Origin of the sequence: Pseudomonas cedrina subsp. cedrina (assembly GCF_001983175.1) — a bacterium.
In the GTDB taxonomy this organism is placed as follows: Bacteria; Pseudomonadota; Gammaproteobacteria; order Pseudomonadales; family Pseudomonadaceae; genus Aquipseudomonas; species Aquipseudomonas cedrina.
Genome location: NZ_MNPW01000014.1, coordinates 110,301 through 122,955 on the forward strand (window position 1 = coordinate 110,301; position 12,655 = coordinate 122,955).

Here is a 12,655-nt window from a genome sequence, read left to right on the forward strand (position 1 = left end):
GGCTGATCCGCTGTTTTTGCCCGCTCCTGATACGGTGATCCAGGCCCTGAAAAGCGTCTAAACCGGGTAAAAAACCCCGTACTAGAGGGTTTTAATACGCTTATCGCCCATTCAAAAAAGCTCTTGCAACTCCTGTATTACGGTATACCATCAGACCTATAAATTTAAAAAACCGCTTCATAGCAGAGGACCATCCCATGATCGATGCCGCCATCTACAAACAAGTGATGGGTTCGTTTCCGTCCGGGGTCACCGTGATCACCACGCTCGATGACGACGGGCAAATCGTCGGCCTCACGGCGAGTGCGTTCAGCTCGCTGTCCATGGACCCGGCCCTGGTGCTCTTCTGCCCCAACTACAGCTCTGACTCCTACCCCGTACTGATCAAGAACAAGCGCTTCGCCATCCATGTGTTGTCCGGCGGGCAGCAAAGCGAAGCCTACGCCTTTGCGCGCAAAGGCAAGGACAAGGCCCAAGGCATCGAGTGGACCCTGAGTACATTGGGCAATCCGATCCTGGCCAATGCCACGGCCGTCATTGAATGCGAGCTGTGGCGCGAATACGAAGGCGGCGACCACGCCATCATGGTTGGCTCGGTCAAGAACCTGATCGTGCCGGCGCAGTCGGATGGGCCCCTGGTGTATTGCCACGGCAAAATGGGTACCCTGCCGGTGCCTGCCTGACACCCCGCCGAACCTGTTTTTTTGCGGAAAATAACAATAGATCCGAGGTAAGCGTCATGAAATTTTCGCTGTTCGTACACATGGAACGCTGGGATGAAAGCATCAGCCACCGTCAGTTGTTCGAAGACTTGACCGAACTGACCCTGATGGCCGAAGCCGGTGGCTTCAGCACCGTGTGGATTGGCGAACACCACGCGATGGAATACACCATATCGCCAAGCCCGATGCCGCTGCTGGCTTACCTGGCAGCCAAAACCACCACTATTCATTTGGGCGCCGGCACCATCATCGCGCCGTTCTGGCACCCGCTGCGGGTGGCGGGCGAATGCGCGTTGCTCGACGTGATCAGCAACGGGCGCATGGAAGTGGGCCTGGCCCGTGGCGCTTACCAGGTCGAATTCGACCGCATGGCCGGCGGCATGCCCGCCTCGAGCGGCGGCCAGGCCTTGCGTGAAATGGTGCCGGTGGTACGCGCCCTGTGGAAAGGCGACTACGCCCACGACGGCGACATCTGGAAATTCCCGACCTCCACCAGCGTGCCCAAGCCGATCCAGCAGCCCAGCCCGCCGATGTGGATCGCCGCCCGCGACCCCGACTCGCACAATTTCGCAGTGGCCAATGGCTGCAACGTAATGGTCACGCCGCTGATGAAGGGCGACGAAGAAGTCCTGGACCTCAAGAACAAGTTCCAGGCCGCCCTGGACAACAACCCTGGCGTGCCGCGCCCGCAATTGATGGTGCTGCGTCACACCCATGTGCACGCCGCTGATGACCCGCAAGGCTGGGAAGTCGGGGCCAAGGCGATCTCGAAGTTCTATCGCACCTTCGATGCCTGGTTCGGCAACAAGAGCGTGCCGGTCAACGGCTTCCTTGAGCCAAGCCCGGAAGAGAAGTTCGCCGCACGCCCAGAGTTCGAACTGGAAAGCCTGCATAAAACCGCGATGATCGGCACCGCAGAAGAGATCATCCCGCGCATCCGCTACTACCAGGAACTGGGCGTGGATGAGTTCAGCTTCTGGTGCGACAACAGCCTGCCCCATGCCGAGAAGAAGAAGTCCCTGGCACTGTTTATCGAGCAGGTAGTGCCGGCGTTTCGTTGACCGCTTGCAGGCGTCGCATCAAACCGCTGCGACGCCTGCAAGCCGGGGCTATCATTTGAACAGTTCGACACCCAACTGGAACGCGACCCACAGCGCCAGTCCCGTGGCGAAGAGCAACGCAATGTTCTCGAACAGGTTATTGCGGTACTCCTTGCCGAGCAGCGACTTCTGGTTGGACATGATCAGCAAGCCGAGGGAAATCACCGGCAGGCCAATGATGTTCAACGCGCTGACGCCGATGGTCAGGGTGACGAAGTCCGGCATGCCCGGCAGCGACCAGATCAGGGGTGTTACCAGGATGAACAGCATGAACCACTTGTGCATCGGGTCATGGTGGAACTCTTTGCCGTAGCGCTTCCGGCGTCCGGGCCGCACGTGCTGGAACGCATCGGTGATCAGCATCGGGAAGGCCGTGGTCTTGCCCGAGATGCTGGCAAACAGCGTCGCGAACACACCGATAAAGAAGATGTACCAGCCGATCGGGCCGAAGAAGATTTCCAGCGCCTTGCCCAGGTCGCCCAAGGTCTTCACTTCGATGCCGTTGGGCCGCAGGATCTCGGCGCCGACAATCCAGATCGCCAGGTTGATCACGATGCCGATGAACACCGCGAACAACAGGTCGTTACGCTGGATACGCTTGTGCTGCGGGCCGATCCAGCCTTTCTGGCGCATCACGTAGGGGTGCACGAAGTTGGCGATCGAACCCGCCACCGCGCCGATCACCGACACCGCCACCAGCAACGCGCCATGTACGCCTTCATCCGGCGGAATGCTGAAACCGATCGTGCCTCGGACAATGCCCGCCATATCCGGCCCGGACATCACCGCCAACGCAATGAACGCCAGGGTCATGATCGCAAGCAGGCCTTTCATCACGCCTTCGATCATCGAATAGATATTGCGCCCTACCAGCAGCCATACCGCCAGCACCACGGCGACCGAGCACAGCAGCGCATAATCGGTCTTGAACAGCATGGCCAGCGCTTCACCCGCGCCCTTGATCATGTAGGCATTCATCAAATGCCCCATCAGCAGCGCGTACACCAGCAGGAACCAGGCGAAAAACGGATTCAGCTGGGCATAGCCCTGAAGGATCGTCATGCCTTGGTTATTGCACAGCTGGAACCGCGCAATGATGTTGACGATCAGGTACCTGAGCAGCAGCGATACGGCGAGCACCCACATCATGGCGTAGCCGTAGTTGGCGCCGGCAACGGAGGAGGTAATCAGATCGCCTGCGCCCAGCCAGGACAATACGGCGATGACGCCTGGGCCAAGCAGCTTTAGAAGTCGTACAACATGGCCGGGCGCAGGCGCCACAGCCTTGCCTTCGACGGAAGGAAAACCGGTCATAGTGGGAAGTCTCCGTTATTTTTTTTGTGAGAGCCCAGCTAGTCGAACACAGTTGATACGACGTCGTACAACCGTAGAGAAGAGATAAGTATTAATAAATGTTTCTGTGCCGACGCTGAGTCGCCAGTAGTTGTTGTGGCGAGCGCTTCACGAGCGCTTCACGCGCCCTCCTTGCCCCTTGGCAACGCCCTGTCAGCCTGCTCGAGCGCCGTGATGCGCTCGACTTTCGCCCCGGAGCGCTCCGCTTCGAATTCCGATGCCAGGAACACCTTGACGATGCTCTTGGCCAGCTCGGTTCCGATCACCCGTGCACCGATGGACAGGATCTGCGCGTCGTTGCTTTTGCGCGCGCGCTCGGCCGAATAGGTGTCATGGGCCTGGGCCGCGCGTACGCCGTTGATCTTGTTGGCTGAAATAGCCATGCCGATGCCTGTGCCGCAAATCAGCACGCCCAGGCGCTGCTCGCCGGCCTCCACCGCCGTCGCAACCGCCACCGCGATATCCGGATAGAGCACGGGGCTGAGCGAGTGACAGCCAAAGTCCTGAACCGCGTAACCCAAGGTTTCGATATAGCGCTTGAGTAATTCCTTGAGTTCGAAGCCGGCCTCATCGCAACCGACGGCTACCGAAAACCTAGTGTGTGCACCCATGACTGCTTCTCCGCCACGATCAAATGATCACCTACTGAAATATTGCACAATCATTAGCGGACGGCAAACCCTTCGCTGTCAAGGCTTATTTAGCAGGGGACGCGGGTAAAAACATCAAAAACCCAGGAAGACACGGCGCAACCCATTGACAAAATACGCACAAGCGGTTTAAACATATGATCACTATCCGATCATATGATCACGCTGTTGGATACGCATAACTAATAAGAAAATCAGCAAGAGGACACACCGATGGCCACGCCATTACTGCTCCAGGCTGAACAAGTTTGCAAAGCCTATGCAGGGGTCCCGGCCCTGCGCGACGGGCGGCTCTCCCTGCGTGCCGGCAGCGTGCACGCCCTGTGCGGTGGCAATGGCGCCGGTAAATCGACCTTCCTCAGTATCTTGATGGGCATCACCCAGCGTGACGCCGGCAGCATCCTGCTCAACGGCCAGCCGGTGCAGTTCGACCGCCCCGGCGCGGCGCTCGCCGCCGGCGTGGCGATGATCACCCAGGAGCTTGAACCCATCCCCTACATGACCGTGGCCGAAAACATCTGGCTGGGCCGCGAACCGCGCCGCGCCGGTTGCATTGTCGACAGCAAGGCACTCAACCGGCGCACCCGCGAGCTGCTGCAAAGCCTGGAATTCGAGGTGGACGCCACCAGCCCGATGCACCGCCTCAGCGTGGCGCAGATTCAATTGGTTGAAATCGCCAAGGCCTTCAGCCACGACTGCCAGGTGATGATCATGGACGAACCCACCTCGGCCATCGGCGAGCGCGAAACAGAAACGCTGTTCAAGGCCATCCGCCGCCTGACCGCGCGCGGCGCCGGCATCATTTACGTGTCGCACCGCCTCAGCGAACTGGCGCAGATCGCCGATGACTACAGCATCTTTCGCGATGGCGCCTTTGTGGAAAGCGGGCGCATGGCCGATATCGACCGCGCCCATCTGGTGCGCGGCATCGTTGGCCAGGAGCTGCAGCGCATCGACCATAAGGTCGGTCGCGCCTGCACGGCCGCCACCTGCCTGGAGGTCAGCGGCCTGAGCCGCGACGGCGAGTTCCAGGACATCAGCCTGCAACTGCGCCAGGGCGAGATCCTCGGTATCTACGGGCTGATGGGCTCGGGCCGCAGCGAATTCCTCAACTGCCTGTATGGCCTCACCGTGCCTGATGCGGGCACGGCCACCCTGCAAGGCCGGCCCTTGCCCACCGGTACGCCGTCGGCGACGATTCGCGCCGGCATGTCGCTGGTGACCGAAGACCGCAAAGACAGCGGCCTGGTACTCAGCGCCAGCATCCTTTCGAACATTGCGCTGTCGGCCTACAAGCAGCTGTCGCGCTGGTCGGTGATCAACCCAAGCAAGGAACAGGCCCTGGCACAGAGCCTGGTCAAGCGCCTGCAGATCAAGGTTTCGTCGCTCGACCTGCCGGTGGAGTCCATGAGCGGCGGCAATCAACAAAAGGTCGTGCTCGCCAAATGCCTGTCGACCCAGCCGATCTGCCTGCTGTGCGACGAACCCACGCGCGGCATCGACGAGGGCGCCAAGCAAGAGATCTATCACTTGCTGGACGCGTTCGTGCGTGCCGGTGGCGCGGCCATCGTGGTTTCGTCCGAAGCGCCGGAGCTGCTGCACCTGAGTGATCGCATCGCCGTGTTCAAGGGCGGTCGCCTGGTGACCGTCAGCACCGACACCGCCCTTTCCCAGGAAGCCTTGTTGAGTCTTGCCTCATGAATAGCAAAGTCCTCGCCGCCCCCGTTACCGCCGCGCCGCGCAATCGCCTGCGCCTGTCCCTCGACCGCTTCGGCTTGCCGCTGGTATTTATCCTGCTGTGCCTGGTCATGGCGTTTTCCAGCGAATACTTCATGACCTGGCGCAACTGGATGGACATCCTGCGCCAGACCTCGATCAACGGCATCCTCGCCGTGGGCATGACCTACGTGATCCTGACCAAGGGCATCGACCTGTCGGTGGGCTCGATCCTGGCGTTCGCAGGTTTGTGCAGCGCGCTGGTCGCCACCCAGGGTTATGGCCTGCTCGCGGCGGTGAGCGCGGGGATGTTCGCCGGCGCCATGCTCGGCGTGGTCAACGGCTTCATGGTCGCCAACCTGTCGATCCCGCCCTTTGTCGCTACCCTCGGCATGCTCAGCGTGGCGCGGGGCATGACCTTTATCCTCAACGACGGCAGCCCGGTCACTGACCTGCCGGACAGCTTCCTGGCCATGGGCATCGGCAAGCTGGGCCCCATCGGCGTGCCGATCATTATCTTTGCGGTGGTCGCGCTGATCTTCTGGATGGTGCTGCGCTACACCACCTACGGGCGCTACGTGTACGCAGTGGGCGGCAACGAGAAAAGCGCGCGCACCTCCGGCATCGGCGTGCGCAAGGTGACGTTCTCGGTGTATGTGATTTCCGGGCTGCTCGCGGGATTGGCCGGCGTGGTACTCGCCGCGCGCACCACCTCGGCCCTGCCCCAGGCGGGCGTTTCCTATGAACTGGATGCGATTGCCGCCGTGGTGATCGGCGGTACCAGCTTGTCGGGCGGCACCGGCAGCATCGTCGGCACGCTGTTCGGCGCACTGCTGATCGGCGTGATCAACAACGGCTTGAACCTGCTCGGGGTGTCCTCCTATTACCAACAAGTGGCCAAGGGATTGATCATCGTGCTCGCGGTGCTGATCGATGTCTGGCGCAAGAAAAAACGTTAAGCGGAGTGTGTGCAATGTCCAATTTCTGGAACCAGGCGTTCGACCTCACCGGCCGTTGCGCCGTGATCACCGGGGGCGCCGCCGGTATCGGCCGGGCCTGTGCCGAACTGTTGGTGGAGCGTGGCGCGACTGTGGTGTTGCTGGATCGCGACCCGGCCGTGGTTGACGTCGCCACAGGGCTAGGTACCGGCCACCTGGGCCTGAGGGTCGACCTGCGCCAGACCGACGCGATACAGGCGGCGGTCGACCAGGCGGCCATCCATCTGGGGCGTATCGATTACCTGGTCAACAGCGCCGGCGTGGCCCTGTTGGACAAGGCGCTGGAGGTCAGCGAAAACGCCTGGGACACCACCCTGGATATCAACCTCAAGGCCAGCTTCTTCGTGGCCCAGGCCTGTGCCCGGCACATGCTCGAACGTGGCGGCGGGCGTATCGTCAACCTCGCGTCCCAGGCCGCCGTCATCGGCCTGGACCGCCACGTCGCCTACTGCGCCAGCAAGGCCGCCGTGGTCGGCATGACCAAGGTCCTGGCCATGGAATGGGCGTCCCATGGCATCAACGTCAACGCCGTGTCGCCGACCATTGTCGAAACCGCCCTGGGCAAGCAGGCCTGGGCCGGCGAGCTGGGCGAACGGGCCAAGCTGCAGATCCCGGTGGGGCGCTTCGCCCAGCCTGAGGAAATCGCCGGCCTGGTGCTCTACCTGGTCAGCGACGCGGCCAAGATGATCACCGGCGAAAACGTGATGATCGACGGCGGCTACAGCATCCAGTAACCAGGCTTCTCTCTATAAGAACAAAAGGAACACGGCATGAATCGAGTCATTAACGACCCAGACCTGGTGGTCGAGGACATGCTTGCGGGCATCCTTGTGGCGCACCCGGAACTGGCGCAGTACGAGAGCAATCCACGGGTGATCCGCAAGCGTATCGCTTCACCGGCCGGCCAGGTGGGCATCGTCACGGGCGGCGGTTCGGGCCATGAGCCGGCGTTTCTCGGCTATGTCGGCCCAGGCCTGGTGGATGCGGTGGCGGTCGGCGAAATCTTCTCATCACCCACCGCCAAGAGCTTCTTCGATGCGTTCCGCGCCGCCGACCAGGGCGCGGGCGTGGCCTGCCTGTACGGCAACTATGCCGGCGACAACATGAACGTGAAGCTGGCGATGAAAATGGCCGCCAGCAAAGACATGAACATCCGCACCGTGGTCGCCAACGACGACGTGGCCTCGGCCCCTGTGGCGGAGATCGCCAAGCGGCGCGGCGTGGCCGGTGAGATTTTCATGTGGAAGATCGGCGGTGCCGCCGCCGCCCAAGGCTACAACCTCGACGGCGTGATCCGCGTGGCACAGAAGGCCGTGGACCATTGCCGCTCCATCGGCGTGGGCCTCACGCCCTGCACCATCCCGGCCGTGGGCAAAGCCAACTTCCAGATCGCCGATGGCCTGATGGAACTGGGCATCGGCCACCACGGCGAACCCGGCATCGAAGTGGTGCCGGTGGAATCCGCCGCCGCCATGGCCGAGCGCATGCTCGCGCCGATCCTGGCCGACCGCGACTTTACCCAGGACCAGAGTGTAGTGGTGCTGGTCTCCGGGCTCGGCGCCACGCCGGTCATGGAGCTGTACATTTTCTATGCCGAGGTCGAGCGCCTGCTGCGCGCCAAGGGCCTGCGCATTCACCGCTGCTATGTGGGCAACTATTTCACGTCCCTGGAAATGATGGGCGTGACCCTGACCCTGCTCGGGCTGGACGCCGAACTGAGCAGCCTGATCGACAGACCGTGCCGCTCCATCGGCATGACCCAAGCGGAGTGAAACATGAACGAGCATTTCCCCAGCAACAGCGGTAGCGCCATCGTCACCAACCTGGTGTCGATCATCGTGGCCAACCGCGAGTACCTCAGCGAAGTGGACGGCGCCATTGGCGACGGCGACCACGGCATCAACATGGCCAAGGGTTTCTCGCGCTGCGGCAAGACCCTGGAGGGACGCGAAGTGTCCTTGGCCGAAGCCTTGGACGAGCTGACCCTGGCCTTGATGGAAGGCATCGGCGGCTCCATGGGCCCGCTCTATGGCAGCCTGTTCATCGGCATGGCCGACGAAGTGCGCGGCCGCGACAGCATCGATGCAGCGAGCTTCGCCAGGCTGCTGCGCGGCGGCCTGACGTCACTGCAAGACATCAGCGACGCAGGCGTGGGCGACAAGTGCCTGATGGACACCTTGATCCCGGCGGTCGAAGCGTTTGAGCAGGCCCAGGCCAGCGGCGCCTCGTTCAGCGAAGCGTTGCGGCGGATGAAAAGCGCGGCGTCCCAGGGCCGCGACTCCACCCGCGACCTGGTGGCGAAAATCGGCCGCGCCAGCCGCCTGGGCGAACGCTCCCTGGGCGTGCTGGATGCGGGCGCGGTGTCCTGCTGCCTGATCCTCACCAACCTCGCCGAATCAGTGGAAGCCCGACTTCACGCCTGACGGCGCGTGGCGTCATCCAGGGCGAGGATCGTGTAGGCATTCGACACGGTCGTCGCCAGGGTGTTGATCACCCCGGAGCGCAACGCGCCGAGGGTGGCGGCGGCCTTGGTGTTCTCGCTGGCGATCGCCACCACGTCGGGAATGCGCGCCAGCTCCTGCACCGAAAGGCCGATCACCCTGCCCTGCATGGCGTTGACGGCCGGCTGGCCATGGATGTCGATAAAGTCATAGCCCATCATGTCGCCCACCGTACCGGACACGCGTGCCTGGGCGATTTCCTGGGGCGAGAACCAGCCCATGCGCACCATGTTGCTGTTCTCGCTCATGTCGCCAATGCCGATCAAGGCAATATCGGCGCGGCGCGCGCGGTCGAGGGTGGAGCGCACGGTATCGTTGTTGATCAGCACGCTGCGCAGTTCCGGGTTGGCCACCAGGGCCGGGGCGTAGAGGGTCTCGCTCTCGGCGCCGAAACGCAGGGCCAGGCGCCGGCAGATATGGTCGGGGTTCATGTATTCGCCGGCCTTGAGCGAACCACCGATCGCGCACACGAAGGTGCAATTGCGCGTCACCGGCAGGAACACATTATCGGCCACCGCGCCCACGTTGCGGCCCATGCCGACGGCGATGATCATGCCGTCGCTGAGGGTCTTGTTCAGGTAATTGGCGACCAGGCTGGCGACCGCCGAGCGCTGGGTGTCGGGGTCGCCATGGTCGACCGCGATCAAGGCGCGGTCCAGCTGGAAACGCTCGACCAAGGCCTGTTCCAGCTCAGTGTTCAGGGCCGGGTGCTGCAATACCCGCACTTCCACCACCCCTTCATCACGGGCGCGCTTGAGCAAGCGGCTGACCTTGACCCGAGACAGGTCGAAGCGCTTGGCAATGGCTTCCTGGGTGATGTTGTCGAGGTAATAAAGCATCGCCACTTCGGTCATCAGGTCGATGTCGCTGGCGGCACGCTGGGCACTGTCGGTCATGGGAGCTTCCATTTACGCCACAAAAAACCATTCTCCCTAGTCTGTGCGGTGCAAGTCCAGCGGCGAATGGCCTCGGGCCGCAAAGTTTGCCGGGACGTGCTGATACTCCCGTGGCGTGCAGCCAAACTCCCGGCGAAACACGGTGTGCAGGTACTGCGCCGAGGTGAAGCCGCACTGCTGTGCGATGTCGGCAATCGCCAGGGTGCTGCTGCGCAAGCCTTTGGCGGCGCTGGCGAGTTTGAAGCGCAGGATCTCGTCATGCACGCTGCACCCGCGCACCTTGCGAAAATGCGCTTCCAGCGATGAACGCGATACGCCGACATAGGCCGCCACCTGCGCAGTCTTGATGCCCTGGCAGGCGTATTGGCGAATGAACAGCAGCGCCTGCATCACGTACGGATTGCCCAAGGGTTGGTGCAGGCTGGAAGCCTGCACGTTGATTGCATCCGGCGGCACCAGCACCTGCGTGCCCGTGCACGGCTTGCCATGCAGCATCTGGTGCAACAGCGCGGCGGCGGTGCGGCCCATGGTTTCGGTGCCCTGGATCACCGAACTCAACGGCACGCGCGTGAGGGTGCGGGTCAGCGGGTCGTTGTCGATGCCGATCAGCGCCACTTCCTCCGGCACCGCGATGCCCGCAGTGAGGCAGGCCTGCAGCAATTGCCGGGCGCGGGCGTCGGTGACCGCGATGATGCCGATGGGCTTGGGCAGGCTTTGCAGCCAGGCAATCTGCTGCTCCACCGCGCTGTCCCACAGCGGCGCACTGGTGCCCAGGCCGCGATAGATCTGCACCGGCAACCCGTCCCGCTGCACCAGGCGTTTAAAGGCTTTCTCTCGTTCCTGGGCCCAGCGATTGGCCTGGGCTTCAGGCAGGCTGAAGCAGGCAAACCGCGTCAGGCCGGCCTCGATTAAGTGCTCGTAGGCCATCTTCATCAACGCATCGTTGTCCGTCGCCACATAAGGAATGCCCTTGGGGTAGGCGCTCGCATCCTCATAGGAACCGCCCACCGCCACCACCGGCACCTTGCTTCCGGCCAGCGCCTCGCCGATCAGCGGGTCGTCGAAGTCGGCAATGATCCCATCGCCCTGCCAGCGCTCGATGCCGTTGAGACGGCACAGAAAATCTTCTTCCAGGAACAGGTCCCAGGAAGCGCGGGTGCTGCTCAGGTAATTGCCGATGCCAGCGATGATGCCACGGTCGTAGATTTTGCTGCCGTTGAAGAGCAAGGCGATGCGGTGCACGGGCGGTAGGGTTTTCATTGTTTTGTCCTGGGGCCGGTCGGTGCAGATTAGACCCTGCCACTCAAAATCGCACCATGGCTTGGTGATTTTCATAATCGGCAGCCCTCATGCCGTTGCTAGTATCGAACCACCGCCAAGAACAATAAGGAAAACGCCATGCCGTACTTCCCCGGTGTCGAGAAGGTTCGCTTCGAAGGCCCCAGCAGCGACGCCCCCCTCGCCTTTCGCCATTACGACGCCAACAAGATCATCCTCGGCAAGCCCATGCGCGAGCACCTGCGCATGGCAGCCTGTTACTGGCACACCTTTGTATGGCCGGGGGCGGATATGTTTGGCGTCGGCACGTTCAAGCGGCCGTGGCAGCGCAGCGGCGACCCGATGGAGTTGGCCATCGGCAAGGCAGACGCCGCCTTCGAGTTTTTTTCCAAGCTGGGCATCGACTACTACAGCTTTCACGACACCGACGTCGCTCCCGAAGGCAGTTCACTCAAGGAGTATCGCGAGCACTTCGCGCAGATGGTCGACCACTTGGAGCGCCATCAGGAACAGACCGGGATCAAGCTGTTGTGGGGCACCGCCAATTGCTTCAGCAACCCGCGCTTTGCCGCCGGCGCCGCGAGCAACCCGGACCCGGAGGTGTTCGCCTACGCCGCCGCCCAGGTGTTCAGCGCGATGAATGCGACGCTGCGGCTCAAGGGTTCCAACTACGTGCTGTGGGGCGGTCGCGAAGGCTACGAAACCCTGCTCAACACCGACCTGAAACGCGAGCGAGAACAGCTCGGGCGCTTTATGCGCATGGTGGTGGAGCACAAACACAAGATCGGCTTCAAGGGCGATTTGCTGATCGAGCCCAAGCCTCAGGAGCCGACCAAACACCAATACGATTACGACAGCGCCACGGTGTTCGGCTTCCTGCATGAATACGGCCTGGAAAACGAGATCAAGGTGAATATCGAGGCCAACCACGCGACGCTGGCAGGGCACAGTTTCCATCATGAGATTGCCACGGCGGTGTCGCTGGGGATTTTCGGCAGCATCGACGCCAACCGCGGCGACCCGCAGAACGGCTGGGACACCGACCAGTTCCCCAACAGCGTCGAGGAAATGACCCTGGCCACCTATGAAATCCTCAAGGCCGGCGGCTTCAAGAATGGCGGCTACAATTTCGACTCCAAGGTGCGCCGCCAGAGCCTGGATGACGTGGACCTGTTCCATGGCCATGTCGCGGCCATGGATGTACTGGCCCTGGCCCTGGAACGCGCGGCCGCCATGGTGCAGAACGACCAGCTGCAAAAGTTCAAGGACCAGCGTTATGCCGGCTGGCAACAGCCGCTGGGCAAAGCCGTGCTGGCGGGCGAGTTCAGCCTTGAGTCCCTGGCCGAGCATGCGTTTGCCAACGAACTGAACCCGCAGGCCGTAAGCGGGCGCCAGGAGATGCTTGAGGGGGTGGTCAATCGGTTTATCTATCGGTGACATT

The 12,655-nt window shown here is 62.2% G+C and carries 12 protein-coding genes; 8 read left to right on the plus strand and 4 right to left on the minus strand.

All coding sequences use genetic code 11. The annotated features are described in order from the left end of the window. The first annotated feature begins 197 nt into the window (after nt 1-197). Together BLL36_RS25500 and BLL36_RS25505 are read left to right on the plus strand one after the other, a co-directional pair. A complete protein-coding gene (locus tag BLL36_RS25500) occupies nt 198-683 on the plus strand; it encodes a flavin reductase family protein (RefSeq protein WP_076954372.1) in 486 nt (161 codons plus the stop codon). A 56-nt stretch (nt 684-739) separates the two neighbouring features. Then, nucleotides 740-1,783, plus strand: coding sequence for an LLM class flavin-dependent oxidoreductase (locus tag BLL36_RS25505; RefSeq protein ID WP_076954373.1), 1,044 nt, complete (start codon nt 740-742; stop codon nt 1,781-1,783). 51 nt (nt 1,784-1,834) lie between these two features. Here BLL36_RS25505 and BLL36_RS25510 read toward each other — a convergent pair whose 3' ends face one another. Both BLL36_RS25510 and rpiB read right to left on the minus strand, forming a co-directional pair. Further along, nucleotides 1,835-3,136 (minus strand): Nramp family divalent metal transporter, encoded by a 1,302-nt coding sequence (locus BLL36_RS25510; protein ID WP_076954374.1) that lies wholly within the window; start codon nt 3,134-3,136, stop codon nt 1,835-1,837. A gap of 158 nt (nt 3,137-3,294) precedes the next feature. After that, the gene (gene rpiB, locus BLL36_RS25515) at nt 3,295-3,786 is read right to left on the minus strand and encodes a ribose 5-phosphate isomerase B (RefSeq protein WP_076954375.1); all 492 of its coding nucleotides are present in this window, start codon (nt 3,784-3,786) and stop codon (nt 3,295-3,297) included. A gap of 252 nt (nt 3,787-4,038) precedes the next feature. Between rpiB and BLL36_RS25520 the strand changes: the two genes are divergently transcribed. Genes BLL36_RS25520 through dhaL form a run of 5 tightly spaced genes read left to right on the plus strand, consistent with a single transcriptional unit; the run spans nt 4,039 to nt 8,962 of the window. Beyond that, on the plus strand, nt 4,039-5,526 hold the full coding sequence (locus BLL36_RS25520; RefSeq protein ID WP_076954376.1) for a sugar ABC transporter ATP-binding protein: 1,488 nt from the start codon (nt 4,039-4,041) through the stop codon (nt 5,524-5,526). Then, on the plus strand, nt 5,523-6,500 hold the full coding sequence (locus tag BLL36_RS25525) for an ABC transporter permease (protein ID WP_076954377.1): 978 nt from the start codon (nt 5,523-5,525) through the stop codon (nt 6,498-6,500). Before BLL36_RS25520 ends, BLL36_RS25525 begins: the two co-directional genes overlap by 4 nt. Nucleotides 6,501-6,514: 14 nt before the next feature. Continuing rightward, nucleotides 6,515-7,273 carry an SDR family oxidoreductase gene (locus tag BLL36_RS25530; protein ID WP_076954378.1) on the plus strand — a complete coding sequence of 253 codons (759 nt, stop codon included), beginning with the start codon at nt 6,515-6,517 and terminating at the stop codon, nt 7,271-7,273. A 36-nt stretch (nt 7,274-7,309) separates the two neighbouring features. After that, nucleotides 7,310-8,311, plus strand: coding sequence for a dihydroxyacetone kinase subunit DhaK (locus BLL36_RS25535; RefSeq protein ID WP_076954379.1), 1,002 nt, complete (start codon nt 7,310-7,312; stop codon nt 8,309-8,311). A gap of 3 nt (nt 8,312-8,314) precedes the next feature. Then, entirely contained in the window at nt 8,315-8,962 is a 648-nt protein-coding gene (gene dhaL / locus BLL36_RS25540; RefSeq protein ID WP_076954380.1) for a dihydroxyacetone kinase subunit DhaL, read from the plus strand. Here dhaL and BLL36_RS25545 read toward each other — a convergent pair. Beyond that, nucleotides 8,953-9,936 (minus strand): sugar-binding transcriptional regulator, encoded by a 984-nt coding sequence (locus tag BLL36_RS25545; protein ID WP_076954381.1) that lies wholly within the window; start codon nt 9,934-9,936, stop codon nt 8,953-8,955. The two genes, dhaL and BLL36_RS25545, sit on opposite strands and share 10 nt — an antisense overlap. Nucleotides 9,937-9,972: 36 nt before the next feature. Then, nucleotides 9,973-11,196, minus strand: coding sequence for a XylR family transcriptional regulator (locus BLL36_RS25550; RefSeq protein WP_076954382.1), 1,224 nt, complete (start codon nt 11,194-11,196; stop codon nt 9,973-9,975). Nucleotides 11,197-11,334: 138 nt separating this feature from the next. Between BLL36_RS25550 and xylA the strand changes: the two genes are divergently transcribed. Next, complete coding sequence (gene xylA / locus BLL36_RS25555) at nt 11,335-12,651, plus strand: xylose isomerase (protein ID WP_076954383.1); 1,317 nt, start codon at nt 11,335-11,337, stop codon at nt 12,649-12,651. Nucleotides 12,652-12,655: the final 4 nt, after the last annotated feature.